This window comes from Pseudomonas koreensis (assembly GCF_036668835.1).
Taxonomy (GTDB): domain Bacteria; phylum Pseudomonadota; class Gammaproteobacteria; order Pseudomonadales; family Pseudomonadaceae; genus Aquipseudomonas; species Aquipseudomonas koreensis_I.
This window is the reverse complement of sequence record NZ_JAZEVW010000004.1, coordinates 13,840-39,675: the sequence shown is the minus strand read 5'-3', so window position 1 is coordinate 39,675 and position 25,836 is coordinate 13,840. Positions and strand designations below refer to the sequence as shown.

The following is a 25,836-nucleotide window of genomic DNA, read 5'->3' as shown; positions in this document are numbered from 1 at the left end:
GTCAGATCACAGCGCTGGACTGAATTTTCCTTAGAAAAAAGGCGGAAGACTCGTGGGAATCTTCCGCCCTCAACCAAGCGTAGGCGCTGTAGGTGAGGCCGTCGAATCGGCCAGGTGCAATTTAGCGTTTGTTGCCTCCCAGAGTGCCGGTCAGACCACCGAGTACCCCGCCCAGACCGCCAGTGGTGCCGCCAGTGGCAGTGCCGCCGTTGACCAGGCCACCGACTGCCGCCACGGTGCCGCCGACGTTAGTGACCAGACCACCGACCGCTGTGGTGACCGGATTGTTGGTCGCGGCGATGGTGTTGCCGAGACTGCTGACCGCGCCACCGACCTGGCCGGTGAGGCCTGTCACCGGTGAGCCGAGGCCAGTGGCGGCGCCGACCTGTTGAGTGACGCTGGTGACGGCGCTGGTGACCGGGTTCAGGCCTGCGCCGACCGCAGCCCCCACCGTAGCCAGTGGTGATGTCGTAGCGGTGATCGGAGTCCCCGAACCACCGAGCACCGTGTTGAGCGAAGCGATGGTGTTGCCCAGACCGCCAGCGGTCACACCACCGGCACTGACCACGCCATTGGTGTTGCCAGCATTGAGACCCGTGCCGACGTTGGCCACCGCACCGCCGACAGTCTGCAGCAGGCCGGTGCCACCGAGGCCGCCACCCAGACCACCCCCGAGACCACCGCCAGTGCCCGAACCGGTGCCGTTGGACACCAGACCACCGGCTTTGCCGACCGCCGTGCCGGTGTTGCTCAGCGCACCGCCCAGCGTGTTGGTCAGCGCATTGCCGCTTCCAGCGCCCGTCACTTTACCGCCTAGGGAGTTCACCGCGCCGCCCACTTGCGACACCAGGCCTTTGAGCGGATCGCCAAGGCCGGTGGCATCGCCGAGTTTATCGGTGGTGCTTTCCACCATGGCGATCACCGGAACCAGGCCGCTGCCGACTTTATTGGTCAGCTGGCTGGTCGGGCCGTTGCTCAGGGTGGTGTTGAGGGTGTCGCCGAGCATGGTGACTTTCACCCCGACTCCGTCGAGTACCGGGGCCACTTTGGTGACCACGCCGCCCACCACCGGCACGCTGCTGGTGGCGCTCGCCAGTTTGCCGCTCAGGTCCGAGACACCGTCGCCAACATCCGACACCACGCCGCCGACCGAGGCCACGGTAGTGGTCAGGCCTTTTGGATCGGTGGCCAGTTTGCCGATGCCGTTGCTGACGCCATCACCCAGGGTGCTGACCACATTGCCCGTCGTGTTGGCCACACTTTGTACGATGCCGCCAGCCACTGGAACGCTGCTCAGGGAATCGCCGATCTTGCCGACGCCATCGCCGACACCGCTGACGGTTTTGCCGACATCCTGCACCAGCGTGGTGGTGACAAGCGAGGGTGTGGTCGGGTTGGTCGGATTGGTAGGGGCAGTCGGGTTGGTCGGATCGGTGCCGCCGCCGGTTCCACCAGTACCACCGGTTCCACCACCAGTACCGCCGGTGCCGCCGGTGCCTGCGGTATCACCACCGCCAGCAGTGCCGCCTGTGCCACCGGAGCCGTCGGTGCCAGCCGTGCCATCCGCCGCCGCACCGCCCGAACTGCCCGAGCTGCTGTGGTGGCCGCCACCGCCGCTGCTGCAGCCGGTGAGACCGAGAGAAAGTACCAGAGCCAGAGCGATTGCCGATTTGCACCACACGTCTTGAGTTTTCATGATTGAGATTCCTGCACCTGTCACAACATTACGTTGCCTTCGATGGCCCGCCGTTCTGCTGTCGGCGATGCCTCGTCCATGGCTCTAATCTCAGTCGATGGGTGATTTCGCACCATTCTCAAGTTGGTATTAACGCCTTTATACAAGTGCCGCAGCGCACTGCCTAAGGACTAATACCGCGGTAATAGACGCACAAAAAAAAGCCCTGAAAATCAAGGCTTCGACTTTTTGAACAGTGGGGAGTGACGGGCGAAAAACTTAAGTTATATATACACAATTAACGGTTTTTACCGCTCGATCCGCTCAGGCAATCGGCTGCCACTGGCCAACCATGTGCTCCAGATCTCCGACACCGACCAGTCGCAATTCGCCGCAGGACCCCGGCGCACTCGCCAGCAAGGTCACTTCGCTCGGCAGGCGCACCGGTTTGCGAAAATGCACAGCGATTTCCAGATTGGCTTTGGGCAAATGCTCTGACAGTGCCGCCAGCGTGCGCGCCTTGTTCCACAAACCGTGGGCGATGGCGGTGGGGAAACCGAACAGTTTTGCGCTGGCGGTGCTCAGGTGGATCGGGTTGTAGTCGCCGGACACTTTCGCGTACTGCCGGCCGATGTCCGCCGGCGCTTGCCAGTGTGCTACCTCCAACAGGGCTTGCGCGGGTTGCCAGATTTGCTCGCCGGGCTCGCCGTCGAGTTTCACCCCACGACACAGCATCTGACTCTGCGCCTCCCACAACGGCCCGAGCTGATCATCCAGTGTGGTCAACAGATCGAACGTTGCGCCTTTGGCGTGCGCTTGCAGATTGTGCACGCGTACGCTGACCTGCGCCCGGCTGATCGCGCCCAGCGGTCGCAGCACGCGAATACGGTTGCTCAAGTGAACCAGCCCGAGCAGCGGGAACGGGAATTCGTTGTCAGTCAGCAACCGCATCTGCAAGGCGAAGGCGAGGACGTGCGGATACGTCGGTGGCAGCAGACCGTCATCGGTGAAGCCGCAGACCTTGCGATACCCCGCCAGACGTTTGCCTTCGATGTCGACCCAGCAGCGCAGTCCTCGGTCGGGCAATTGCGTGCCGGTGATCTTGCGCCGTGTCGCCGCCCTGGCATACAGCGCGGGCAGGCTCGGTTCGCGGTCCAGCGTGTGCCATTCGATGCTCATGCCTAGGCCCCCAGAACGCTTTGTCCGCAGACCCGCAGCGCCTGCCCGGTGAACGCGCCGCTGCCCGGTTGCGCCAGCCACGCCACCGCTTCGGCGACATCCTGCGGTAAGCCGCCCTGGCCCAGCGAACTCATGCGGCGCCCGGCCTCGCGCAGGCCGAAGGGAATGTGTGCGGTCATTTGCGTCTCGATAAAGCCCGGTGCCACGGCGTTGATACTGATGCCGCGGGGCAGCAGCGTTGGCGCCCAGGCTTGCGCGAGACCGATCAGCCCGGCCTTGCTCGCGGCATAGTTGGTTTGCCCGCGGTTACCGGCGATGCCACTGATCGAGGCGAGCAGAACCACTCGCGCGTTGTCGCGCAGGGTGCCGCTGTCGAGCAGGGCCTTGGTCAGCACTTGCGGGGCATTGAGGTTGACCGCCAGCACCGCGTCCCAGAACTCCGGGGTCATGTTGGCCAGGGTCTTGTCGCGGGTGATCCCGGCGTTGTGCACCAGAATGTCGAGGCCGTCCGGCAACTGTCCGATCAGTTGCGCGGCAGCGTCTTCAGCGCAGATATCCAAGGTGATGCTACGTCCGCCGAGGCGAGCGGCGAGGGCTTCCAGATCGGACCTGGCTGGCGGCACGTCGAGCAGAATTACTTCGGCACCATCGCGAGCGAGGGTTTCGGCAATCGATGCGCCGATGCCGCGCGCCGCGCCGGTGACCAGCGCTTTACGTCCGGCCAGAGGTCGCGTCCAGTCGCTGACCGGCGTGGCGCAGGGGCTGAGGCGAATCACCTGGCCGGAGATGAACGCGCTTTTCGGCGAGAGGAAAAACCGCAGCGGGCCTTCCAGCTGATCTTCGGCGCCTTCGCCCACATAGATCAGTTGCAGTGTGCCGCCGCTACGCAGCTCCTTGGCCAGCGAACGGGAAAAACCTTCCAGTGCACGCTGCGCACTCGCCGCGAACGGATCGCTGAGGGTTTCCGGCGCGCGGCCAAGAATGACCAGATGTGCACTGTGTTCGAGGTTCTTCAGCAACGGCTGGAAAAATTCGCGCAATTGTTTGAGCTGGTCGGTGTGCTGCAACGCGCTGGCATCGAACACCACCGCTTTGAGTTTCGGCCCATGACCCGGAATCCATTCGCTGGCGCTCGCCGGTTGTTCGCCGTAGCGGTAGATGCCATCGGTCAAGCGATTGGCGAATATGCTGATGCGCTCGACCAGCGGCCCGCCACCGATCAGCAGCGCGCCCTCGACCGGCCGCAGGCGCCCGGCCTGCCAGCGTTCCAGCCGCACCGGCGACGGCAGGCCCAACGCCCCGACCAGACGATGGCCGAGGGACGAGTTGGCGAAGTCGATATAGCGGTCAGACATGGAACGCTCTCCAGAAGTTGGGGTTCAAAGTGTGGACTGCCGAGGGCAATCAATCGTTCGATCAGCGCAATAAGGCCTACGCTGCAACATTGAGGTTTAGCAGGTCTTGCAGGGGAACGCGGGACTCGTGGGAGCGAGCCTGCTCGCGAAGGCGGTTTATCAGTCGCTGAAAATGCTGACTGTGCCGGCCTCTTCGCGAGCAGGCTCGCTCCCACAGGGGACCGCATCGAATTCAATTATTTTGAAAAGGAGTTATTCATGACCCAGCTGCGCCGCGTCGCGATCATCGGCGGTAACCGTATCCCCTTCGCCCGCTCCAACGGACCGTACGCCACGGCCAGCAATCAGGCCATGCTCACCGCCGCCCTCGAAGGCCTGATCGAACGCTACAACCTGCACGGCCAGCGCATCGGCGAGGTCGTAGCGGGCGCGGTGCTGAAATTGTCACGGGATATGAACCTGACCCGCGAATGCGTGCTCGGCTCGCGCCTGTCACCGGCCACCCCGGCCTACGACATCCAGCAAGCCTGCGGCACCGGTCTGGAGGCGGCGATCCTGGTGGCGAACAAGATCGCCCTCGGTCAGATCGACTGCGGCATCGCTGGCGGCGTGGATACCACCTCGGACGCGCCGATCAGCGTCAGCGAAGGCCTGCGCAAGATTCTCCTGCAAGCCAACCGCGCCAAGAGCACTGGCGACAAACTGAAGACCCTTCTGCAGTTGCGGCCTCAGCATCTGATTCCGGATTTCCCGCGCAACGGCGAGCCACGCACCGGTCTGTCGATGGGGCAGCACTGTGAATTGATGGCGCAGACCTGGCAGATCCCCCGTGAAGAACAGGACCAACTGGCCCTCGAAAGCCATCACAAACTCGCCGCGTCCTACAGCGAAGGCTGGCACAACGACCTGATGACACCGTTCCTCGGCCTGACCCGCGACAACAATCTGCGCCCGGACCTGACCCTGGATAAACTCGCCAGCCTGAAACCGGCCTTCGAAAAAAGCGCGAAAGGAACGTTGACCGCAGGCAACTCCACGCCGCTGACCGATGGCGCCTCGGTGGTGCTGCTGGGCAGCGAAGAATGGGCCAAGGAACGGGGGCTGCCGATCCTCGCTTATTTGCGCGACGGCGAAGCGGCAGCGGTGGACTTCGTCAACGGCGCCGAAGGCCTGTTGATGGCCCCGGTGTACGCGGTGCCGCGTTTGCTGGCGCGCAACGGCCTGACCTTGCAGGACTTCGATTACTACGAAATCCATGAAGCGTTCGCGGCGCAAGTGCTGTGCACGCTCAAGGCCTGGGAAGATCCCGACTACTGCAAGACCCGCCTGGGCCTCGACGCACCGCTGGGCTCGATCGACCGCAGCCGGCTGAATGTGAAGGGCAGCTCGCTGGCGGCGGGGCATCCGTTTGCTGCAACGGGTGGGCGGATTGTGGCGAACCTGGCGAAGTTGCTGGATGCGGCGGGGAAGGGGCGCGGGTTGATTTCGATTTGTGCGGCGGGTGGGCAGGGCGTGACTGCCATTGTTGAACGCTGAAAGAGCTCTCCCTCACCCTAACCCTCTCCCGGGGGGAGAGGGGACTGATTGGGGGATACTGGCGAGATACGCCGACTTGAACGAGCAGCGTTGAATCCGAAACCGACCGAGCCGGTGGATTTTTACAATTCATAATCAACCCGTTATTTCAGGTCGATGTAAAACGCCAGACACCGCGGTCGGCCCCCTCTCCCTTTGGGAGAGGGCTGGGCGGGCGGCGTTCCGATGAGGGGGCTTTTAGGACCGCCACAATCTCAGGTCCGAAACCGACGAACCAACCCATCCAGCTCATTCGACAACCCCGCCAGACTCTGCGAATCCATCCTCGCCGAATTAGCCAGTTCCGCCACCAACTGCGCATCCCCATGAATCTGGCTGATGTGCCGATTGATGTCCTCAGCTACTTGATGCTGTTCTTCCGCGGCCGTGGCGATCTGCGTGTTCATGTCGCGGATCACGTCGACCGATTCGCGGATCTGCCCGAAACTTTCCCGTGCCTCGCCGATGCGCGTTACCGATTGCTGCGAAACCTTCAGGCTGGCGTGCATCTGTTGGGTGACCTGGCTGGTGCGCTTGGCCAGATTGCCGAGCAAACCGTCGATCTCTGCCGTCGAATCCGCGGTGCGTTTGGCCAGCGCGCGGACCTCGTCGGCGACCACGGCAAAACCGCGACCCTGTTCACCGGCACGCGCAGCCTCGATGGCGGCGTTGAGCGCCAGCAGGTTGGTCTGTTCGGCGATCGAGCGGATGGTGCCGAGGATCGACTGGATGTCGTTGCTGTCGCGCTCCAGTTGCTGCATCGACTGCGCCGATTGCTCGAGTTCCTGGCTTAACTGATCGACGCTGTGCACCGCCGCGTCGATCTGTTGCTGGCCCTGCCGCGCCTGACGCTGGCCGCTGTCGGCCGAGTCCGCCGCTTGACTGCATGAGCGCGCGACTTCGTTGGCGGTGGCGACCATTTCATGGAAGGCCGTCGACACCATATCGACCGCTTCGCGCTGACGCCCGGCCGCTTCGGCCATGTCACTGGAGACCTGAGTCGAGCTTTGCGAGGTGGCGAGAATTTTTCCCGCCGCGCCGCCGATGTGCTGGATCAGGCTGCGGATCGCCGTCAGGAACTGGTTGAACCAGTTGGCCAGTTGCGCGGTTTCATCGCTGCCACGGATATCGAGGTTTTTGGTCAGGTCGCCTTCGCCCTGGGCGATGCCTTCCAGGCCACTGGCGACGCTGCGGATCGGCCGCACGATGAGGCTGGCGAAACTGGCACCGACCACGGCGAACAGCACCGCGAGCACGGCGGCAATGATTGCGATCAACCAGGTCAGTTGTGTGGCAGAACTCATCACATCGCTCTGCTTGATCAGGCCGACAAAAGTCCAGCCCAGTTGCTCCGATGGCCAGACGTTGGCCATGTAGCGTTCGCCATTGAGTTCGACTTCCACCAGCCCTTTGCCGGCCTTGGCCAGTTGCGCATAACCCTCGCCGAGGCTGTCGAGCGGCTTGAAGTTGTGTTCCGGCTGTTTCGGATCGACCAGCACCGTGCCGCTGTTTTCCAGCAGCATCAGGTAACCGCTGTCACCCAGTTTGATCTGCTTGACGATTTCAGTGAGCTGCTTGAGCGTCACGTCGATGCTGACCACACCGCCATTGCTGCCGAGTTTGTTGTCGATGGTGCGCACGGTGCTGACGTAGGTGGCATCGTCCTGCGCCCAGTAATAAGCCGCGGTGCGAAACGGTTTGCCCGGCTTGGCCTGGGCGGCCTTGTACCATGGGCGCTGGCGCGGGTCGTAATTGTTCAGCTTGGGATCGTCCGGCCACGACACATAACCGCCGGCAGCGGTGCCGACAATCGCGTAGGCGTAAGCGGGGTGGGCGTTGCCCAGGTCCTGCAGAAACGCAAAGACCTTTTTGTCCATCTCGCCCTGCGGGATGGTTTCGGCGTTGGCGCTCATGTAGGTTTTGAGGCTGTCGTCGGTGTTCTTGATCAGCGGTTGCGACGCCAGGTAATCGACGTTCTGGCTGATGCCGTCAAAAAACAACTGCATGGCGTTGCTGACCTGACGGATCTCGCGGCCGCTGCTGTCGACAAAACTGTCCCGGGCATCGCTGCGCAGGTTCATCACCACGAGGGTGGCGACCAGCACCACCGGCAAGCAGGCGATGATTGCAAACGCCCACGTCAACTTCTGTTTGATGTTCATCCGCGCTCCAGATTTTCTTGTAGGCCCACGCAGTGCAGATGACTTGTGGTTTATTGGCAGCCGAAAACGTTGTGGATCACCCGTTTCCCTGGGCGCGGCATCGCAGGTTGTTGTGGAACGATTGTCGAACAGATCCCTCTGTCATTCAGGGCTTCGGCTGCGCAAACGGGAAATTGAGGCGGCGCGGAAAAAATCTGCCGAAGGGTCGTCGGGCAGCCAATGTCAGATTCTGTCGCAAATGCCCTTGCAAACGGCGGCCAACAAACACGCCGGGCTCGGCTATGATTCGCATCGGTCGATGCGCGAGCGCAGAGTTGGCCCTGTAATCCGGCACAGTGTGTGCATTCTCTACGTTCACAGGTCGGCACCCCCTCCCCGTGATGCGAGGATTGCCGTATAACGAGTGACATTCGCGTGTTTGGTAATAAAGGACCCACAATAAAAGCTGATGAAGACTCCAAAACGCATTGAACCCCTGATCGAGGACGGTCTGGTCGACGAAGTGCTGCGCCCACTGATGAGTGGTAAAGAAGCAGCTGTTTATGTGGTGCGCTGCGGCAATCAGTTACGTTGCGCAAAGGTCTACAAGGAGGCGAACAAACGCAGTTTCCGCCAGGCGGCCGAGTATCAGGAAGGTCGCAAGGTGCGCAACAGCCGACAGGCTCGCGCGATGGCCAAGGGCTCCAAGTTCGGCCGCAAAGAGACCGAAGACGCCTGGCAGAACGCCGAAGTGGCGGCGCTGTTCCGTCTGGCCGGTGCCGGCGTACGAGTGCCCAAACCCTATGACTTCCTCGACGGCGTGCTGTTGATGGAGTTGGTGGCCGACGAGTTCGGCGACGCCGCGCCGCGTCTGAACGACGTGGTGCTGGAGCCGGATCAGGCGCGCGAATATCACGCGTTCCTGATTTCGCAGATCGTACTGATGTTGTGTACCGGTCTGGTGCACGGTGACCTCTCGGAGTTCAACGTGCTGCTGACCCCGACCGGCCCGGTGATCATCGACCTGCCGCAAGCGGTCGACGCCGCCGGCAACAACCACGCGTTCAGCATGCTCGAGCGCGACGTTGGCAACATGGCTTCGTACTTCGGTCGCTTCGCCCCGGAGCTGAAGAAGACCAAGTACGCCAAGGAAATGTGGGCGCTGTACGAAGCCGGCACCTTGCACCCCAACAGCGTGCTGACCGGTGAGTTCGATGATCCGGAAGACCTGGCCGATGTCGGCGGCGTGCTGCGCGAGATCGAAGCGGCGCGCCTCGACGAGGAACGCAAGCAGGCCATTCGCGCGGCGGACGACGAGCCCAAAGGCAAGTCCGAGGAACCGCCTCCACCGCCGTGGATGCAGTGACCGCGTGAACGGAAACCCGGCTTCGGCCGGGTTTTTTGTCTCACTCCAACAAGCACCCTCACCCCAGCCCTCTCCCAGAGGGAGAGGGGGCCGACCGAGGTGTCTGGGGTATTTCATCGACCGGAAATACCGAGTCGATTATGGAATGGGCTACCGCGTTGATTTTGGATTCGGTAAAGCACTATCAGGTCGGCGCATTTTCACAGCATCCCCCGATCAGTCCCCTCTCCCTCTGGGAGAGGGCTAGGGTGAGGGGCTCTTCCGGATCCTGGCAAATTCGCGTCTACTGTCCTCCGCTCCAACCACACTCAAGGACTGAATGTGCCCACCCCACGCAACCTCCAGCTGATCGTCAGCGCCCGGCTGATCTCCGATTTCGGCGCCTTCCTCAACATGGTCGCGCTGGCCACTTACGTCTACCTGCTGAGCAACAGCGCCATGAGCGTCGGCATCTTCCTCGCCAGCCGCGTCGGCGGCGGAATTTTTGCCAGTCTGATCGGCACCGCGTTCTACCGCCGCTGCAGCGGGCGGGTGCCGTTGATCGCCTTCGACCTGCTGCGCGCCGGCGCATTGGCGTTGCTGCTGATTGTGCCGGTCGGCCAACAAGCGCTGCTGCTGCCCCTGATCGCCTTCGTGCTCGGTTTGGGCAATTCGATGTTTGCGATTGGCGTGAACAGCCAGCTACCGCGCTTGATCGAACCGGCGCAGTTACTCAAGGCCAATGCCTGGATCACTTCAGCCTCGTCGGCAGCAATGGTCGGCGGCAGTCTGGTGTCTGGATTGCTGGTGGCGGCGTTTGGCTTTGAAGCGGTTTTCGCCTTGAATGCGCTGACCTATGTACTGGCCGCGCTGTTGATTGTGCCGCTGCGTTTTGCCGCAACGACCGTCAACGATGCACCCGAACGCGGCGAATGGGCCGCCCTGAAAAGCGGTCTGCGCAATGCCCCGGTGGTCGCGGCGATGCTCGCGGTGACCATGGCCGATACCCTCGGCAGCGCCGCGCACAACGTCGGCTTCCCGATAATTGCGAAACTGCTGACGCCCGAGTCGGCGAGCACCACCCTGGGCCTGGCACTGGCGGTGTGGGCCTGCGGCAAGCTGCTCGGTGCGCGCATCGCCAGTCGCCTCAAAGCTACGGGCAACAGCGATCTGCAGCGCCGATATTTTCTCGGTGTAGCTGTGATGTCCTGCGGGTTCATTCTGATGTTCCAGCAACACAGCCTGTATGGCTTGCTGTCGTTTGCGCTGCCGGCAGGCCTGGGTGACGGCATTTCCGAAGTCAGCCTGATGTCGCGCCTGCAACGCGAGTCCGAACAACTGCGCCTGCCGATCTTCAGCGTCCTGACCTTGCTGCAAATGACCGGTTTCGGCATCGGCATGCTCATTGCCGCACCGTTCTATGAAGGGTGGACGCCGGGCGCCGTGGTCATGCTGTTCCACGGCATTCCCCTCGTTACACTGCTCGTGCTGAAAGTGCTGGCGCTCAGGCGCGCGCGGGTTGCGCGCAGCAGCCCGACGCCAGTTCCTTGAGAATCGGGCAGTCGGGGCGCTGGTCGCCGCTGCAGTGTTCGACCAGATCCTGCAGGGTGTCGCGCAACTCGCCCAGCTCGCGGATCTTCTGATTCAGCTCGTCGATGTGCTGGCGCGCCAGAGCCTTCACATCGGCGCTGGCGCGCTGGCGGTCCTGCCACAGGGTCAGCAATTTGCCGACTTCTTCCAGCGAGAAGCCCAGGTCCCGCGAGCGCTTGATGAACGCCAGCGTGTGCAAGTCATCGCTGCCGTAGACGCGGTAACCGGCGTCGGTGCGATGGGCTGCTTTGAGCAAACCGATCGACTCGTAATAGCGGATCATTTTTGCGCTGAGGCCACTTTGCCGGGCCGCTTGGCCGATGTTCATCGCTGTTCCTCCAATTCATCGGGCTTCCAGGTTTTCAACAGTAACGCATTGCTCACCACACTGACGCTCGACAAGGCCATGGCCGCGCCGGCCAGCACCGGATTGAGGAAACCGAACGCTGCCAGCGGAATGCCGATCAGGTTGTAGACAAAGGCCCAGAACAGGTTCTGGCGGATCTTCGCGTAGGTCTTGCGGCTGATCTCCAGCGCCGCCGGCACCAGTCGCGGGTCGCCGCGCATCAGGGTGATGCCGGCAGCGTGCATGGCGACATCGGTGCCGCCGCCCATGGCGATACCGACGTCGGCGGCGGCCAGGGCCGGCGCATCGTTGATGCCGTCACCGACCATCGCCACCACGCCGGTCTTCTTCAGTTCGGTGACGGTAGCGGCTTTGTCTGCCGGCAACACTTCGGCGTGGACAATGGCGATGCCCAGCGCCTCGGCGACCACCCGCGCACTGCCGCGGTTATCGCCGGTCAGCAGATGGCTGTGGATATCTCGCGCGGCAAGTTGTTGCACGGCTTGCAGCGCGCCGGGTTTCAGCGTGTCACCGAAAGCGAACAATCCGAGTACGCGCGGTTGCGGGCTCTGCTCGATCAGCCATGACAGGGTGCGGCCTTCGGTTTCCCAGGCCGTGGCGCTGTCGTTCAATGGCGCGGCGCTCAATCCGCTTTCTTCGAGCAACCGACGATTGCCCAGGGCCAGGCGGCAACCGTCCAGCGTCCCGGCGATGCCGCGCCCGGTCAGCGACTGGCTGTCGCTGACATTTGGCACATCCAGGTCGCGTTCGGCAGCGGCATCCAGCACCGCTTTGGCCAGTGGATGTTCACTGCCGCGTTGCAACGCCCCGGCCAGTTTCAGCAACGTGTCTGCGTCGCCATCAATCGCACTGAGATGGGCGATGCGCGGCGTACCGGAGGTCAGCGTGCCGGTCTTGTCGAACACCACGCTGCTGACGGCATGGGCACGCTCCAGTGCTTCGGCGTCCTTGATCAGAATGCCGTGGCGTGCGGCGACACCGGTGCCGGCCATGATCGCGGTCGGCGTGGCGAGGCCGAGGGCGCAGGGGCAGGCGATGACCAGCACCGCGACGGCGTTGATCAGCGCGGTTTCGATCGGCGCGCCGTAGAGCCACCAGCCGATCAGCGTCGCCAGAGCGATCAGCAACACCGTCGGCACGAAGATCTGGCTGACCTTATCCACCAGTTTCTGAATCGGCGCTTTCGCCGCTTGCGCGTCTTCGACCAGACGGATGATCCGCGCCAGTACACTTTCTGCACCCAGCGCTTGAGTGCGCACCAGCAAGCGCCCCTCACCGTTGATCGCGCCACCGGTGACCGGGTCGCCCGGTTGTTTTGGCACCGGCAGGCTTTCGCCGCTGATCAACGCTTCGTCGGCGTGGCTCTGACCTTCGATGACTTCGCCGTCGACCGGGAAGCGTTCGCCGGGTTTGACCAGCACCACGTCATGCAGGCGCAGGGCGCTGATGGCGACGTCCTGCTCGCGGCCGTCAATCACTTGAATGGCGCGTTCCGGACGCAACGCTTCAAGGGCGCGGATGGCGCTGGCGGTCTGGCGTTTGGCGCGGCTTTCCAGGTATTTGCCGAGCAGCACCAGGGCGATGACCACCGCCGAGGCTTCGAAATACAGATGCGGCATGCGTCCGGCGGCGGTGGCCCATTCATAGAGGCTCAAGCCATAACCGGCGCTGGTGCCGAGGGCCACCAGCAAGTCCATGTTGCCGGCGCCGGCGCGCACGGCTTTCCACGCGGCGACGTAAAAGCGTGCACCGAAAATGAATTGCACTGGCGTGGCGAGGGCGAATTGCGCCCAGGCCGGCAACATCCAGTGCAGGCCGAATGGTTGCAGCAACATCGGCGCGACCAGCGGCAGGGCCAGAGCGATCGCGCAGATCAGTGCCCAGCGCTCGTACTTCAGGCGCTGTTGCTGTTTATCGGTACTCGCCGATTCGGCTTGCCAGACGCTGGCGGTGTAACCGGCCTTGCTCACCGCGTCGAGCAGGCTTTGCTGATCGACCGGGCCAAGCAATTCCAGGTGCGCACGCTCGTTGGCGAGGTTGACGCTGACGCTTTTCACCCCGGCGACTTTGTTCAGGGCGCGCTCGACGCGGCCGACGCAGGACGCGCAGGTCATGCCGTCGATACTCAATTCGAGAGTTTGCTGGGGGACGCTGTAACCGGCGCGCTCCACCGCTTCCAGCAACGCCGGCAAGCTGTCGTCCGGCGCCTGCACGCGGGCCTGTTCGGTGGCGAGGTTGACGCTGACATCGCGGGCGCCGCTGACTTTGCTCAAGGCGCGCTCGACCCTCCCGGCGCAACTGGCGCAGGTCATGCCAGCAATCGGCAGATCGAAAGTGGTGGAATCGGACATGGGTCTTACTCCCTGCAGTAGATGCCTGCAAGGATCAACCTTGCCATGCGGGCAAGGTCAAGCACCATTATTTGACTCGCCGCAAAACCAACTGTGGGAGCGAGCCTGCTCGCGAAAGCGGCGGGTCAGTCAACATCATCGCTGAATGACACACCGTATTCGCGAGCAGGCTCGCTCCCACAGGTTCAGGTTGGCTCAGTAGCCGAGATCGGCGCGCTTGAGGTACATGCCTTCCTGATTCATCGCTATGCGGTATTTCTGTATATCGCCCGCTTGCAGCTTTATTTCCTGCGAGCCGGGCGCGAGCAAGCCCGGATTGCAACCGGGTACTTGCCCCGGCAACAGCTTCAAGCGCAAAGAAACATTACCCGGCGGCAGGTTGAACGAGGTGCTCTGTTCCTGAAACAGCCGCGCCGAAAGCTGATCCTGAATGTACACGCCAATTTCGCACGAGGTCGCCACTTCCAGGCGTTCGCGGGAAATGATCAGTACCGCGTAATCCTCCCCGACAGCCTGCACAGGCGCGACTGCCGAAAAGAGACCGAGAAAGCCAAACAGGCTGAAAGCTGACCAGCGCATGGCTGCATCTCCTGCAATTGAAGTCATTGATGTACGCAGCTTGGCCGAGCGCGGCGCCGATTGCCAGCCCGGCAGTTTTTGCCAGAACTTGACCTTGCCATCGTGGCAAGCTCGAAACTGCGGGCAACCTCACTCAAAGGAGTCATCCCATGCAAGTATTCAACGTTCAAGGCATGTCCTGCGGTCATTGCGTCAAAGCCATTACCAGCGCCGTTCAGGCCAGGGATCCGGCGGCCAGCGTGCGTGTCGATCTGGCTGCGAAAGAGGTCGGTGTCGAAAGCTCACTGGACGCTGAAAAGATCATCGAAGCGATCAGCGAAGAAGGGTACACGGTGAAGCTCGTCTGAAATTGATCGTTAGCGAGCTATCGGAATGTTCAAGGCGTTCGGGCGCGGCTAGACTGTCGGGCTGCGACTTGCCCACCTGGATGCCTGATGAACTTTCGTACCATTTTGATACTTGGCGCCTTGAGCGCTTTCGGTCCATTGGCGATCGACTTCTATCTACCCGCGTTTCCGGCCATGGCGCTGGCCTTCGGCACCGATGAGCAGCATGTGCAGCTGACGCTGGCGGCGTACTTCCTCGGTCTATCGCTGGGCCAACTGGCTTACGGGCCGATTTCCGATCGGTTCGGCCGGCGGATTCCACTGCTCAGCGGCGTCGGCCTGTTCACCTTGGCGTCTTTGGCCTGTGCCTATGCGCCAAGTCTGGAATGGCTGATTGGCGCGCGTTTCGTCCAGGCGCTTGGAGGCTGCGCGGGTATGGTGATTTCCCGCGCGGTGGTCGCCGACAAGTGCGACGCGGTGGGCTCGGCGAAGGTTTTCTCGCAACTGATGCTGGTGATGGGCCTGGCGCCGATTCTGGCGCCGATGCTCGGCGGTCTGCTGGTCAATACCAGCGGTTGGCAGTCGATCTTTCTCGTGCTGACCGGTTTTAGCGCCCTCGCGGCGCTGGCCGTGGCGCTTGGCCTGCCGGAAAGCATGCCGGCGCACGTGCCGCGCCAGCCACTGTCGGGTGCATTGCGCCAATACACGCGACTGGTCAAGGACCGGGTTTACCTCGGTCACGCACTCACCGGCGGTATCGCCATCGCCGGCATGTTCGCCTACATCGCCGGTTCACCCTTTGTGTTCATCAAGCTGTACGGCGTGCCCGCCGAGCATTTCGGCTGGCTGTTCGGCACCAACGCGGCGGGTTTCATTCTGGTGGCGCAAGTCAATGCGCGGTTGTTGGCCAAGCGCGGCCCGGCGTTTCTGCTGGTGCGTGCGGTGTGGGTGTACTTTCTTGCAGGGCTTACCTTGCTGGCGGTCGGCGCGATGCGGCCGGAAGCCTTGTGGCCATTGCTGATTCCGCTGTTCATCTGCATCGCCAGCCTTGGCTGCATCATCCCCAACGCATCCGCCTGTGCGATGAACGGCCAGGGGGCGCGGGCCGGCAGCGCGTCGGCCATGCTCGGTTGTCTGCAATTCAGCATCGCCGCCGGTGCGGCTGCGCTGGTGGGCGTGCTGCACGATGGCAGCGCCGTGCCGATGGCGATGGTCATCAGCTTGTGCGGGTTGCTGGTGGTCAGCGTCGCTTCGCTCACCCGCCGCCTGCAGAGTGCCCGGGCATTGGCGCAAGCCCAGGCCGAGGCGTAAACAGTCTCAGCCGGCAGCGCGCTGCTGGCTGTATTCGGGAATGCGATGGGGCGCGCAGAGTCGCGCTTCGAGGGTGCGAGTGAACGCCAGCGCTTCGGCTTCACTGCGAAAGGTCACGACATGCTGGTCGAGGCGAACCTGCCATTGAGACTTTGCCACTTCTTTTATCAGGATCTTCATTGCTGACCTCCCTTGTGTAAAAGATGTATCGCAGAGGCTTCGATTGTAGACCCGAATACGATCGCAATTGTGACAACGCCCGGGCATCGGACTGACGGCAAAAAATCTCGCAGCCCGGCCAGCCGCTCTAGCGCTGGCACAGGCTGCGACGTCCGGTTTCTCAGAAACCTTCTAAAACAATTTTCCCCTTGGCCTTGCCGCTTTCCAGCAATTCATGGGCGCGACGCAGGTTGGCTGCATTGATGCTGCCGAAGTGTTCGCCCACGGTCGTTTTCAAGGTGCCCGCATCGATCAGTTGCGCGACACGGTTGAGCAGGTTGTGCTGCTCGATCATGTCCGGCGTTTCGAACAGCGAGCGGGTGTACATGAACTCCCAGTGCAGCGACAGGCTCTTGCGCTTGAGTTTGCTCACGTCCAGCGACTTCGGATCGTCGATCAGCGCCAGTTTGCCCTGCGGCGCCAACGCTTCGACCAGTTGCTCCAGATGCTGGTCGGTCTGGGTCAGGCTGGCGACATGGGTGACGTTATCGAGGCCGGCGCGCTTGAGTTCTTCGCTCAGCGGCTGGCTATGATCGATCACTACGTCAGCACCCAGCGCTTTGACCCAGTCGCGGGTTTGTTCGCGGGATGCGGTGCCGATGACCTTCAGGCCAGTCAGCTGCTTCGCCAGTTGTGTAAGGATCGAACCGACCCCGCCGGCCGCGCCGACGATCAGCAGGCTCTGGCCCTCGTCGGTGTTGCCTTCACTGATTTGCAGACGCTCGAAGAGCAATTCCCAGGCAGTGATCGCGGTCAGCGGCAGCGCGGCAGCTTCGGCAAACCCGAGGGTTTTCGGCATATGGCCGACGATGCGCTCATCGACGACGTGCAACTCACTGTTGCCGCCGGCACGGGCGATGGAGCCGGCGTAGAAGACTTTGTCGCCGGCCTTGAACAGCGTCACGTCGCTGCCGACCGCTTTGACTACACCGGCAACGTCCCAGCCCAGTACTTTCGCGTCGCCGTTTTCCGGCGCTACGTTCTGCCGCACTTTGGTGTCGACCGGGTTGACCGAGATGGCTCTGACTTCCACCAGCAGGTCGCGCGGGCCGGCGACCGGTTCCGGCAGTTCGATGTCCTGCAGGGCGTTGGTGTCGCTGATCGGCAGGGATGCGTAATAGGCGATGGCTTTCATGAAAGGCTCCGTACGTTAATAGAAGAAGAAATCAGGCAATCGCGCCGAGGCGCTTGAGCTGGAAGTGTTCGATGGTGTCGCCGGCACTGCTCTGAAACTGCTGGAAGTGCGCGCTGACGTTGTGCGCCTGCAGCGCCTCATCACTGGCCCAATGCTCGATCACGTAGAAAACCTGCGGATCAGCGAGGTCGCGGTGCAAGTCGTACTGGCCGCAACCTGCCTCGGCGCGGCTCGGTGCAACCAGCGCGCGCAGGGCCTGTTCAAGAGCATCCTGTTGGTCGGGTTTGGCGGTCAGGGTGGCGATGGCAGTGAAGGGCTGGGACATGTCGGGCTCCAATAGTGCAGCGAGAAATTCGATGGACAGATGATTCGCTATTTCTGTTGGCGATAAAACCGGCTAAAACAGCAGTCTCTTTCAATATTATTTTGATAATCGGGGCTGAGCATGCTGCGTTTCGATGACTTGCAATTGTTTGTCCGGGCGGCGGATCTGGGCAGTCTGTCGGCAGCGGCGCGGGTGATGGACATGTCTGCCGCGGTGGCGAGTGCGGCGTTGAAGCGCATCGAGCAGCAGTTGGGCGCGCGCTTGCTCGCCCGCTCGACGCGCAGTCTGCGCCTGACCGCCGAGGGCGAGGGGTTTCTTGAGTACGCGCGAGCGGCGCTGAGCAACCTCGATGAAGGCCGGCGCCTGCTCGCCAGCGGCCAGGATCAGGTCAGCGGGATTTTGCAGCTATCCGCACCGTCGGACTTTGGTCGCAACCTGCTGCTGCCGTGGCTCGATGAATTCCAGCGCGAGCACCCGCGGCTGACCGTGCGCTTGCTGCTCGGCGACCGCATCGCCGATCTGTTCCGCCAGCCGGTGGACATCGCCCTACGTTACGGCGAGCCGGAGGATTCCAGCCTGGTCGCGTTGCCTATCGCCGCGCACAACCGTCGTGTGCTTTGTGCATCCCCGGCATACCTCGCCCGGCATGGTGAGCCGCGCCAGCTCGAACAACTGGCTCAGCACAACTGCCTGCTGTACATGCTCGGCAGTCGCGTCCATGACCATTGGAGTTTCCATGATGGCAAGCGCGAAGTCGGCCTGACCGTCAGCGGCGACCGTTTCAGCGACGACGCCGACGTCGTACGCTTATGGGCACTGGCGGGCGCCGGGATCGCCTATAAATCCTGGCTCGACGTCGGCACCGATGTGCTCGCCGGGCGCCTCAAGGTGCTGCTGCCGGAACTGCTCTGTGAGCGCGCACCGCTGAATCTGCTGTGCGCTCATCGCGCACAATTGAGTAAGCCGGTGAACCTTCTGCGGGACATGCTCGCCAGCCGTTGCGCTGAATTGAGTAGTCAATTTCGCGTTTTTTCAAGAGTTGATCATTAGTCGCAGGTAAATAGAGAAATTTCTCTCAGCAACAATCACCACCTGTGCAGGCCCGAGCGCAGGACGCGGCGCCTAACCGGCTTATACTAGCGCCCGCCTCATGCCAGCACCGACACCCCGGCCCGGAGACCGCACCCCGTCGCCCGTACTGGCGTGACGGTGCGCATCTGCTGCGGGTGCTGTGCCGGGGCAGGCTGCGTCAGTGGCTTGCCTCGCCCCGGTTCATGGCGATTTTCGCGTCTTGGCCGACGACCGATTACCGGCCAAGATGTCTCCGAGCAGTAGACGATACGATTCAACAGGGAGTGAACACATGGAACATGCACCTTGCATCAGCCAGATCGCCACGTTGCTGGCCGACCCCAAGCGCAGCGCGATGATGTGGGCGTTGATGGATGGCGCGGCGCGGCAGACCGAGGAGCTTGCGCTACAGGCGGGGCTGTCGCCGTCCTCGGCCAGTGCGCACCTGACGCGGCTGGCCACGGGTGGTCTGTTGAGGGTCGAAGTCCGGGGTCGCAAGCGGTTTTTCCGCCTGGCGGCGCCCGAGGTCGGTGCGGCGATAGAAGCTCTCGCCAGCGCCACCATTGCCAGTGCGCCGCGCGAGGTTCCCGAAGTGTTCAAGCGCAGCACGCCGCTGGCCAAACCGCAAACCGCACCGTCGTCGCTGTTGCGCGCACGGTTTTGTGACGATCACCTGGGCGGTACGCTGGCCGCCGATCTGTACCAGAGCCTGCTCGATGCCGGCTGGATCGAACAGTTGGAGCATCGCGTCGTGGTCACCCAAAAGGGCGCGAAGTTACTGGCCGACCGCGGCGTGTACATTCAGGCGTTGGCCCATCGCAACGTGCAAGTGGCGTGTGCCTGCCCGGACTGGAGTGAGCGGCGTCCGCACATGGGCGGTTCACTCGGCGCGGCATTGCTGCAGTTGTTCATGCAGTCCGGCTGGCTGACGTTGCCCAACGATTCCCGAGCCTTGCAACTGACGGCCACCGGGCAACGCGAATTGCACCGTTTCGCCAAAGACACCGAGCTGGAATTGGCGTAGCAGAGCGGTGCACGCAGGCTGCCCGAACTGCACCTGCGTATCTCGCGTCGTTGACGGCTGCGAACAGGTCGCATCCAGCAACAACGCCGAATCGCTATCGCGCACACTCGTTCCGGGGATATTTCGGAAGGGGGGAAGCAGCATGCAAACACAGCGCTACAGCGCGGCAGAACGTCTGGAACGCCTGCCGATCAGCGGTTATCACCGGATCATTTTCATCATCATCGCCCTGGCGTTTTTCTTCGACTCCATGGATCTGGCGATGATGACGTTCCTGCTCGGCTCGATCAAAGCCGAGTTCGGCCTGAGCAGCGCACAAGCCGGACTGCTCGCCAGTTCGAGTTTTTTCGGCATGGTGCTCGGCGCCTCGCTGTCCGGGATGCTTGCCGATCGCTTCGGACGCAAGCCGGTATTCCAGTGGAGCATCGTGCTCTGGGGCGTGGCCAGTTATCTGTGTTCTACGGCGCAAACGGTCGAGACCTTGACCCTGTTCCGCATCCTTTTGGGGATCGGCATGGGCATGGAGTTTCCGATTGCCCAGTCGATGCTGTCGGAGCTGATTCCGGCGCAACGTCGCGGGCGCTACATCGCCTTGATGGACGGTTTCTGGCCGCTCGGCTTCGTCGCAGCCGGCGTGCTCTCTTATTTTCTGCTGCCGGTGATTGGCTGGCGCGACATCTTTCTGGTGCTGGCAGTGCCGGCGGTGTTTGTTTTGGCGATCCGATTTTTCATACCCGAATCGCCACGCTGGCTGGAACAGGCCGGGCGCGACGCCGATGCGGACAAGGTGTTGAACGGTATTGAAGCGCGGGTGCGTGCTTCGCTTGGCGGTGCGGCACTCCCTGCACCGCTGCGATTGCCGCGCACCGTGACGCCACCGGGCAATTTCTTCGCTGCGCTGAAACAGATCTGGTCGCCGCAGTATCGCCAGCGCACGACGATGATCTGGAGCCTGTGGTTTTTTGCCTTGCTCGGCTTTTACGGGCTGACTTCGTGGCTCAGTGCGTTGCTGCAACAGTCGGGGTTTGCCGTGACGCAGTCGGTGTATTACACGGTGCTGATTTCACTGGGCGGGATTCCCGGGTTTCTCATGGCCGCCTGGCTGGTCGAGCGCTGGGGGCGCAAGCCGGTGTGCATCGTGACCTTGCTCGGCGGCGGCGTGATGGCGTTCCTGTATGGGCAGAGCGCGGTGTTCGGCGGCAACGTGGCGCTGCTGATCAGCACCGGGTTGCTGATGCAGTTCTTTCTGTTCGGCATGTGGGCGGTGCTCTACACCTACACGCCCGAGTTGTACCCGACGTCGGCACGCGCCACCGGTTCAGGCTTTGCCTCGGCGATTGGCCGGGTCGGCTCGCTGCTCGGGCCATTGGTTACCGGGCTGGTATTCCCGATTACCGGGCAGGGCGGGGTGTTTGCGCTGGGCGCGGCGTGCTTTGCGATCGCGGCGGGGGTGGTGTGGCTGTTCGGGATGGAAACGCGAGGGAAAACCCTTGAGGAGCTGACTGAAACCCCAATCTCAGACTGAACACATATCCAATTGTAGGAGTGAGCCTGCTCGCGATAGCGGTGTGTCAGTTGAAGATTCTTATCTGACACAACGCAATCGCGAGCAGGCTCACTCCTACAAGGGATTTGCGGTGAGGCTTAGGGTTTTACCAGGCGCGCATCCAGGCTGTTCTGCGCCAGGCGCCTGGCCTGATCCTGAGTCATGCCGAGGTGTTCATGCAACGCATGAAAGTTCTCGGTCACATAACCACCGAAATACGCCGGGTCATCGGAATTCACCGTGACCTTCACACCGCGCTCGAGCATGTCGAGGATGTTGTGCTGCGACATGTGATCGAACACGCAGAGCTTGGTGTTCGACAGCGGGCAGACGGTCAGCGGAATCTGCTCATCGATGATCCGCTGCATCAGGCGCTCGTCTTCGATGGCGCGCACGCCGTGGTCGATGCGCTGGATTTTCAGCAGGTCGATGGCTTCCCAGATGTATTCCGGTGGGCCTTCTTCACCCGCATGGGCGACGGTCAGGAAACCTTCATGGCGGGCGCGATCGAACACGCGCTGGAATTTGCTCGGCGGGTGGCCCATCTCGGAACTGTCCAGACCGACGGCCACGAACGCATCGCGGAACGGTAGCGCCTGATCGAGGGTTTTCTCGGCCGCGTCTTCGCTCAAATGACGCAGGAAACTCAGGATCAAACCGCTGGTAATGCCCAGTTGCGTCTCGCCATCCTTCAGCGCCGCGGCGATGCCGTTGAGCACTACTTCGAAGGGGATGCCGCGGTCGGTGTGGGTCTGCGGATCGAAGAACGGTTCGGTGTGAATCACGTTCTGTTCTTTGCAGCGTAGCAGGTAGGCCCAGGTCAGGTCGTAGAAATCCTGCGAGGTGCGCAGCACGTCGGCGCCCTGGTAATACAGGTCGAGAAATTCCTGCAGGTTGTTGAAGGCGTAGGCCTTGCGCAGGGTTTCCACGTCGTTCCACGGCAGGGCGATCTTGTTGCGCTCGGCCAGGGCGAACAGCAGCTCGGGCTCCAGCGAGCCTTCCAGATGCAGGTGCAGTTCAGCCTTCGGCAAGGCGTTGAGCCAGTCGTACATAGTCTTTTCTCATCAGGTGCAATGACGGCATTCTACAGATGCTCGCCGAAACAATTGGCAAAACCTGACCAAGCGATCCATCACACCGCCTCTTGCTCGCGCCGGTAAGCGTAGGTATCGGCGAAGCGCGACAGCAGGAATTCGGCGCAGGTAGTGGTCGGATATTTCGCTGGGTGCTGCGCGTCCTGGCAACCGGGCAGGCATTCGATGCGCGTGTCCGGGTGCGGCTCGGCGAAGAACGGCATCGAATAACGGTCGATGCCCAGCGGGCTGATTACCCGGTGCGGTGTCGAGCGATAACGATCGTTGCTCCAGCGCGCCATCATGTCGCCGAGGTTGACCACGAAGGTGTCGTCAATCGGCGGCGCGTCGATCCATTCGCCCTTTACATTCTTGACCTGCAAGCCGCCGGCGCTGTCCTGATACAGCAGGGTGATGCAGCCGTAATCGGTATGCGCACCAGCACCTTGCTGCTCGGCGGCACTGGCGGTGTGGCGCGGCGGGTAATGGATCATGCGCAGCACGCTGACCGGGTCGACGAAACGGCTGTCGAAGAAGTCGCGCTCGATCCCCAGCGCGATGGTCATTGCCCGCAACAGTGTCTGCGCCAGCGCCTGCATGTCCAAGTAATGCTGCTCCATCAATTCAACCCAGCCTGCCTGCGCCGGATGACGGTTGGGCCCGCGCAACGGTTTTTCGGCGAGAACCTCGGGATGATCCGCGGGCAGGTGCAGGCCCATGTCGAAGGTTTCTTTCAGGTCACTGGGTTTGTTCGGGTCGAGCTGCTCGGTGGCGATGGCGCCGTAGCCGCGATGATGGCGGGTTTGGGTAATGTCGATCTGGAGTTTTTCCGCAGCGGGCAGGGCGAAAAATCGTTGCGCGTGATCGAGCACGGCACTGATGCGTTGCGCTGATATCGGGTGACCCTTGATGTAGAAGAAACCCCACTCGCGGCAGGCCTGGTCGATCTTCTCGGCCACGGCGGGCCAGGCATTTTCGTTGTCGGCGTAGAGCGGGCTGATGTCGATGATCGGAAGGCTGTTCATGCACGATCCTTGAGAGAGCGCTGAAGTTCCAAATGTGGGAGCCAGCCTGCTGGCGATGGCGGTGTGTCATTCAGCAAAGTCGTCGGCTGAAATACCGTCATCGCTAGCAGGCTAGCTCCCACAGGGGACTGTGTAGATGGCAGAGGATTACTTCGGCATCTCAGCCTTCATGCCTTCCACGTAGTAATTCATTGACGCCAGTTCGGCATTCGTCGCACTCACGCCCGCCGGGATTTTCTCGACGCCGGCCTGATCCTTGATCGGCCCGGTGAACGGCTGCAGCGCACCGCTCTTGATGTCGGCAATGATCTGCTCGGCTTCGGCTTTCACCGGCGCCGGTACCAGATCGCTGATCGGCAACTCAACCGTGCCTTCCTTCAGTCCGCCCCAGTAATCCTGCGGTTTCCAGGTGTGATCGATCACGCTCTGCGTCGCCTGAATGTAGTGCGGTGCCCAGTCGTTGACGATCGATGTCAGCACCGCTTTCGGCCCGAAGTGCGCCATGTCCGAGGCATAGCCCACCGCGTACACGCCACGGCGTTCTGCGGCCTGAATCGGTGCCGGGCTGTCAGTGTGCTGGAACACCACGTCGACGCCCTGATCGATCAGCGCGTTGGCTGCATCGGCTTCCTTGCCCGGATCGAACCAGGAGTTGACCCAGACCACTTTGATCTCGGTGCCGGGGTTGTATTTGTTCAGGGCCAATTGGATGGCGTTGATGTCGCGGATCACTTCCGGGATCGGGAACGAGGCGACGTAGCCGATCTTTTTGCTTTTGGTCATCTTTGCCGCAAGGAAGCCGCCGACGTAACGCCCCTCGTAAGTGCGCGCCAGATAGGTGCCGAGGTTCTTGTCCTGCTTGTAGCCGGTGGCGTGTTCGAAGGTCACCTTGGGAAACTGTTTGGCGACTTTCACGGTGGGGTTCATGTAGCCGAAGGAAGTGGTGAAGATCAGGTCGTACTTGTCCTTGGCCATGTTGCGGATCACCCGCTCGGCATCGGCGCCTTCGGCGACGTTCTCCACATAGTTGGTGGTGATCTGGCTGCCGAATTTTTCCGCCAGCGCCTTGCGCCCCTGTTCATGCTGATACGTCCAGCCGTGGTCGCCGATCGGGCCGATGTAAACGAAACCGACCTTCAGCGGATCGGCAGCGCCGGCGCTCAGGCTGATGCCCAGACCGATGGCGGCGCACAGCAGTTTGTGCAGCGGACGTATTTGCATGAAGTGGAGCTCCGTTTTGTTGTGTGTACCCAGAGCCAATGCAAATTGCTGACCAACAGGACAACAATCGTTTCGAAACCGCAGTGCGGCCTTCGCGAGCAGGCTCGCTCCCACAGGGGATCGCATTTCAGGGTGGGAGCGAGCCTGCTTGCGAAGAGGCCGGCAAGGCCAATAAAAGGGCAACTGCTAAAACGGCTGCCATGGCTTGGTGCGCGAAGATGTAACGAAACGTTAGCGCCGCGCGGCAGTCAGTAGCTTCATCAGCTCCTTTCGGCAAAAGGCCCACCATGTTCTCGATCCTCAAACAAGAAAGCTTTCTGCTGCTGGCAATCATTGCCGCGTGCATCGCTTATCCGCTGGAACACTGGTTGCTGCACAGCGGCCAGATGGTCGCGCTGATCGGCGGCCTGGTGTTGATCGGCTTCATCGTCGCCGCTTCGATGCGCGTCGCCCATCACGCCGAATTGCTCGCGGAAAAAGTCGGCGACCCTTACGGCACGATGATTCTGACCCTTGCCGCCGTGCTGGTGGAAGTGGTGATCCTGGCGATCATGATGAGCAACGAAGCCTCGCCGACGCTGGTGCGCGACACGATCTATTCAGCGGTAATGCTCGACATTAACGGCATCCTCGGCCTCGCCGCGCTGATGGGCGGGATCAAGCATGGCGAGCAGTCCTACAACGACGATTCGGCGCGCAGCTACAGCGTGATGATTCTCACTGCCATGGGCGTGTCGATGGTGGTACCGGAGTTCATTCCCGAAGCGAACTGGAAGCTCTATTCGGCGTTCACCATTGGCGCGATGGTGGTGCTTTACGCCTTGTTCCTGCGCATGCAGGTCGGGCCGCACAGCTATTTTTTCAGCTACAGCTACCCGGACAAACGACGCAAGAAAGATCCCATCGAGCAAGAACCGAAACCGCTCAGCCTGGGCCTGTCGATCGGCATTCTGGTCGGCGGTGTGGTGGTGATCGGTGCGCTCGCCGAGATCATGTCCAAGACCCTCGATCTCGGCCTGGAAGGCACCGGGGCGCCGCCGGTGATCACGGCGATTCTGGTGGCGGCGATTTCCGCCGCGCCGGAAATTCTCACTGCATTGCGCGCGGCACTGGCCAACCGCATGCAGTCGGTGGTCAATATTGCGATGGGCGCGTCATTGTCGACGGTGATTCTGACCGTGCCGGTGATGGAAGCCATGGCACTGTACACCGGTCAGCCGTTTCAGATGGCGATGACTCCGGTGCAGACGGTGATGATCTTCATCACCCTGATCGTCAGCGCAATCAACCTCAACGACGGCGAGACCAATGCCATCGAAGGCATGACCCACTTTGTGCTGTTTGCGACATTTATCATGCTGTCGCTGCTCGGTCTCTGAAAACAGATGCCCTCCCGATGATCG

At 62.0% G+C, this 25,836-nt stretch carries 21 protein-coding genes and 2 pseudogenes; 9 read left to right on the top strand and 14 right to left on the bottom strand.

Features of this window, described 5'->3' with window-relative positions; all coding sequences use genetic code 11:
• Nucleotides 1-121: 121 nt before the first annotated feature.
• The 3 genes from V6F91_RS12985 to V6F91_RS12975 form a co-directional block, all read right to left on the bottom strand.
• Nucleotides 122-1,696, bottom strand: coding sequence for a collagen-like triple helix repeat-containing protein (locus V6F91_RS12985; protein ID WP_332764982.1), 1,575 nt, complete (start codon nucleotides 1,694-1,696; stop codon nucleotides 122-124).
• A 303-nt stretch (nucleotides 1,697-1,999) separates the two neighbouring features.
• The gene (locus tag V6F91_RS12980) at nucleotides 2,000-2,854 is read right to left on the bottom strand and encodes a MaoC family dehydratase (protein WP_332764980.1); all 855 of its coding nucleotides are present in this window, start codon (nucleotides 2,852-2,854) and stop codon (nucleotides 2,000-2,002) included.
• Nucleotides 2,855-2,856: 2 nt separating this feature from the next.
• Nucleotides 2,857-4,209, bottom strand: coding sequence for a 3-oxoacyl-ACP reductase (locus V6F91_RS12975; RefSeq protein ID WP_332764978.1), 1,353 nt, complete (start codon nucleotides 4,207-4,209; stop codon nucleotides 2,857-2,859).
• Between the two features lie 258 nt (nucleotides 4,210-4,467).
• Between V6F91_RS12975 and V6F91_RS12970 the strand changes: the two genes are divergently transcribed.
• Nucleotides 4,468-5,745, top strand: a complete 1,278-nt coding sequence (locus V6F91_RS12970; RefSeq protein ID WP_332764976.1) for an acetyl-CoA C-acetyltransferase — start codon at nucleotides 4,468-4,470, stop codon at nucleotides 5,743-5,745.
• Nucleotides 5,746-5,999: 254 nt separating this feature from the next.
• On the opposite strand, the pseudogene V6F91_RS27420 reads toward V6F91_RS12970, so the two are convergent.
• Nucleotides 6,000-6,599: pseudogene (locus tag V6F91_RS27420) on the bottom strand (methyl-accepting chemotaxis protein); the annotation flags it as partial.
• Nucleotides 6,600-6,857: 258 nt separating this feature from the next.
• Nucleotides 6,858-7,790: pseudogene (locus tag V6F91_RS27415) on the bottom strand (cache domain-containing protein); the annotation flags it as partial.
• Between the two features lie 604 nt (nucleotides 7,791-8,394).
• On the opposite strand from V6F91_RS27415, the gene V6F91_RS12960 reads away from it, so the two are divergent.
• Complete coding sequence (locus V6F91_RS12960; RefSeq protein ID WP_090281144.1) at nucleotides 8,395-9,291, top strand: PA4780 family RIO1-like protein kinase; 897 nt, start codon at nucleotides 8,395-8,397, stop codon at nucleotides 9,289-9,291.
• A 321-nt stretch (nucleotides 9,292-9,612) separates the two neighbouring features.
• Nucleotides 9,613-10,821: an MFS transporter gene (locus tag V6F91_RS12955; protein ID WP_332764971.1), complete on the top strand. Its 1,209-nt coding sequence runs from the start codon at nucleotides 9,613-9,615 to the stop codon at nucleotides 10,819-10,821.
• Here the strand turns inward: V6F91_RS12955 and cueR are convergent.
• From cueR to V6F91_RS12935, 3 genes are all read right to left on the bottom strand, one after another.
• Nucleotides 10,775-11,188, bottom strand: a complete 414-nt coding sequence (gene cueR / locus V6F91_RS12950; RefSeq protein ID WP_090281149.1) for a Cu(I)-responsive transcriptional regulator — start codon at nucleotides 11,186-11,188, stop codon at nucleotides 10,775-10,777. The genes V6F91_RS12955 and cueR overlap by 47 nt on opposite strands.
• Nucleotides 11,185-13,578 (bottom strand): heavy metal translocating P-type ATPase, encoded by a 2,394-nt coding sequence (locus tag V6F91_RS12945; protein WP_332764968.1) that lies wholly within the window; start codon nucleotides 13,576-13,578, stop codon nucleotides 11,185-11,187. The genes cueR and V6F91_RS12945 overlap by 4 nt, the downstream gene beginning before the upstream one ends.
• Nucleotides 13,579-13,773: 195 nt before the next feature.
• Nucleotides 13,774-14,157 (bottom strand): hypothetical protein, encoded by a 384-nt coding sequence (locus tag V6F91_RS12935; protein WP_332764966.1) that lies wholly within the window; start codon nucleotides 14,155-14,157, stop codon nucleotides 13,774-13,776.
• A 149-nt stretch (nucleotides 14,158-14,306) separates the two neighbouring features.
• Between V6F91_RS12935 and V6F91_RS12930 the strand changes: the two genes are divergently transcribed.
• Nucleotides 14,307-14,504 carry a cation transporter gene (locus V6F91_RS12930; protein WP_332764964.1) on the top strand — a complete coding sequence of 66 codons (198 nt, stop codon included), beginning with the start codon at nucleotides 14,307-14,309 and terminating at the stop codon, nucleotides 14,502-14,504.
• Nucleotides 14,505-14,591: 87 nt separating this feature from the next.
• Complete coding sequence (locus V6F91_RS12925; RefSeq protein WP_332764962.1) at nucleotides 14,592-15,794, top strand: multidrug effflux MFS transporter; 1,203 nt, start codon at nucleotides 14,592-14,594, stop codon at nucleotides 15,792-15,794.
• A 6-nt stretch (nucleotides 15,795-15,800) separates the two neighbouring features.
• Here the strand turns inward: V6F91_RS12925 and V6F91_RS12920 are convergent, their stop codons facing one another.
• The 3 genes from V6F91_RS12920 to V6F91_RS12910 form a co-directional block, all read right to left on the bottom strand.
• A complete protein-coding gene (locus V6F91_RS12920; protein ID WP_172833298.1) occupies nucleotides 15,801-15,974 on the bottom strand; it encodes a hypothetical protein in 174 nt (57 codons plus the stop codon).
• Nucleotides 15,975-16,134: 160 nt separating this feature from the next.
• Complete coding sequence (locus tag V6F91_RS12915; RefSeq protein WP_332764960.1) at nucleotides 16,135-17,148, bottom strand: zinc-binding alcohol dehydrogenase family protein; 1,014 nt, start codon at nucleotides 17,146-17,148, stop codon at nucleotides 16,135-16,137.
• A gap of 31 nt (nucleotides 17,149-17,179) precedes the next feature.
• The gene (locus V6F91_RS12910; protein ID WP_332764958.1) at nucleotides 17,180-17,473 is read right to left on the bottom strand and encodes a putative quinol monooxygenase; all 294 of its coding nucleotides are present in this window, start codon (nucleotides 17,471-17,473) and stop codon (nucleotides 17,180-17,182) included.
• Nucleotides 17,474-17,593: 120 nt separating this feature from the next.
• Between V6F91_RS12910 and V6F91_RS12905 the strand changes: the two genes are divergently transcribed.
• The 3 genes from V6F91_RS12905 (at nucleotide 17,594) to V6F91_RS12895 (ending at nucleotide 21,093) form a co-directional block, all read left to right on the top strand.
• The gene (locus tag V6F91_RS12905) at nucleotides 17,594-18,523 is read left to right on the top strand and encodes a LysR family transcriptional regulator (protein ID WP_332764956.1); all 930 of its coding nucleotides are present in this window, start codon (nucleotides 17,594-17,596) and stop codon (nucleotides 18,521-18,523) included.
• Between the two features lie 313 nt (nucleotides 18,524-18,836).
• Nucleotides 18,837-19,568 (top strand): helix-turn-helix transcriptional regulator, encoded by a 732-nt coding sequence (locus tag V6F91_RS12900; RefSeq protein ID WP_332764954.1) that lies wholly within the window; start codon nucleotides 18,837-18,839, stop codon nucleotides 19,566-19,568.
• Between the two features lie 142 nt (nucleotides 19,569-19,710).
• Nucleotides 19,711-21,093, top strand: coding sequence for an MFS transporter (locus V6F91_RS12895; RefSeq protein WP_332764952.1), 1,383 nt, complete (start codon nucleotides 19,711-19,713; stop codon nucleotides 21,091-21,093).
• A 119-nt stretch (nucleotides 21,094-21,212) separates the two neighbouring features.
• Here V6F91_RS12895 and V6F91_RS12890 read toward each other — a convergent pair whose 3' ends face one another.
• From V6F91_RS12890 to V6F91_RS12880, 3 genes are all read right to left on the bottom strand, one after another.
• Nucleotides 21,213-22,166: an adenosine deaminase gene (locus V6F91_RS12890; protein WP_332764950.1), complete on the bottom strand. Its 954-nt coding sequence runs from the start codon at nucleotides 22,164-22,166 to the stop codon at nucleotides 21,213-21,215.
• 80 nt (nucleotides 22,167-22,246) lie between these two features.
• The gene (locus V6F91_RS12885; protein WP_332764949.1) at nucleotides 22,247-23,212 is read right to left on the bottom strand and encodes a 2-oxoglutarate and iron-dependent oxygenase domain-containing protein; all 966 of its coding nucleotides are present in this window, start codon (nucleotides 23,210-23,212) and stop codon (nucleotides 22,247-22,249) included.
• A 147-nt stretch (nucleotides 23,213-23,359) separates the two neighbouring features.
• Complete coding sequence (locus tag V6F91_RS12880; protein ID WP_332764947.1) at nucleotides 23,360-24,433, bottom strand: BMP family ABC transporter substrate-binding protein; 1,074 nt, start codon at nucleotides 24,431-24,433, stop codon at nucleotides 23,360-23,362.
• Nucleotides 24,434-24,720: 287 nt separating this feature from the next.
• Between V6F91_RS12880 and V6F91_RS12875 the strand changes: the two genes are divergently transcribed.
• On the top strand, nucleotides 24,721-25,812 hold the full coding sequence (locus V6F91_RS12875) for a calcium:proton antiporter (protein WP_332764945.1): 1,092 nt from the start codon (nucleotides 24,721-24,723) through the stop codon (nucleotides 25,810-25,812).
• Nucleotides 25,813-25,836 lie beyond the last annotated feature (24 nt).

Excerpts from the sequence above, each read along its gene's own strand:
- V6F91_RS12985 (WP_332764982.1), bottom strand. The coding sequence starts at position 1,696 with ATGAAAACTCAAGACGTGTGGTGCAAATCGGCAATCGCTCTGGCTCTG.
- V6F91_RS12980 (WP_332764980.1), bottom strand. The coding sequence starts at position 2,854 with ATGAGCATCGAATGGCACACGCTGGACCGCGAACCGAGCCTGCCCGCG.
- V6F91_RS12975 (WP_332764978.1), bottom strand. The coding sequence starts at position 4,209 with ATGTCTGACCGCTATATCGACTTCGCCAACTCGTCCCTCGGCCATCGT.
- V6F91_RS12970 (WP_332764976.1), top strand. The coding sequence starts at position 4,468 with ATGACCCAGCTGCGCCGCGTCGCGATCATCGGCGGTAACCGTATCCCC.
- V6F91_RS12960 (WP_090281144.1), top strand. The coding sequence starts at position 8,395 with ATGAAGACTCCAAAACGCATTGAACCCCTGATCGAGGACGGTCTGGTC.
- cueR (WP_090281149.1), bottom strand. The coding sequence starts at position 11,188 with ATGAACATCGGCCAAGCGGCCCGGCAAAGTGGCCTCAGCGCAAAAATG.
- V6F91_RS12945 (WP_332764968.1), bottom strand. The coding sequence starts at position 13,578 with ATGTCCGATTCCACCACTTTCGATCTGCCGATTGCTGGCATGACCTGC.
- V6F91_RS12935 (WP_332764966.1), bottom strand. The coding sequence starts at position 14,157 with ATGCGCTGGTCAGCTTTCAGCCTGTTTGGCTTTCTCGGTCTCTTTTCG.
- V6F91_RS12930 (WP_332764964.1), top strand. The coding sequence starts at position 14,307 with ATGCAAGTATTCAACGTTCAAGGCATGTCCTGCGGTCATTGCGTCAAA.
- V6F91_RS12925 (WP_332764962.1), top strand. The coding sequence starts at position 14,592 with ATGAACTTTCGTACCATTTTGATACTTGGCGCCTTGAGCGCTTTCGGT.
- V6F91_RS12920 (WP_172833298.1), bottom strand. The coding sequence starts at position 15,974 with ATGAAGATCCTGATAAAAGAAGTGGCAAAGTCTCAATGGCAGGTTCGC.
- V6F91_RS12915 (WP_332764960.1), bottom strand. The coding sequence starts at position 17,148 with ATGAAAGCCATCGCCTATTACGCATCCCTGCCGATCAGCGACACCAAC.
- V6F91_RS12910 (WP_332764958.1), bottom strand. The coding sequence starts at position 17,473 with ATGTCCCAGCCCTTCACTGCCATCGCCACCCTGACCGCCAAACCCGAC.
- V6F91_RS12905 (WP_332764956.1), top strand. The coding sequence starts at position 17,594 with ATGCTGCGTTTCGATGACTTGCAATTGTTTGTCCGGGCGGCGGATCTG.
- V6F91_RS12900 (WP_332764954.1), top strand. The coding sequence starts at position 18,837 with ATGGAACATGCACCTTGCATCAGCCAGATCGCCACGTTGCTGGCCGAC.
- V6F91_RS12895 (WP_332764952.1), top strand. The coding sequence starts at position 19,711 with ATGCAAACACAGCGCTACAGCGCGGCAGAACGTCTGGAACGCCTGCCG.
- V6F91_RS12890 (WP_332764950.1), bottom strand. The coding sequence starts at position 22,166 with ATGTACGACTGGCTCAACGCCTTGCCGAAGGCTGAACTGCACCTGCAT.
- V6F91_RS12885 (WP_332764949.1), bottom strand. The coding sequence starts at position 23,212 with ATGAACAGCCTTCCGATCATCGACATCAGCCCGCTCTACGCCGACAAC.
- V6F91_RS12880 (WP_332764947.1), bottom strand. The coding sequence starts at position 24,433 with ATGCAAATACGTCCGCTGCACAAACTGCTGTGCGCCGCCATCGGTCTG.
- V6F91_RS12875 (WP_332764945.1), top strand. The coding sequence starts at position 24,721 with ATGTTCTCGATCCTCAAACAAGAAAGCTTTCTGCTGCTGGCAATCATT.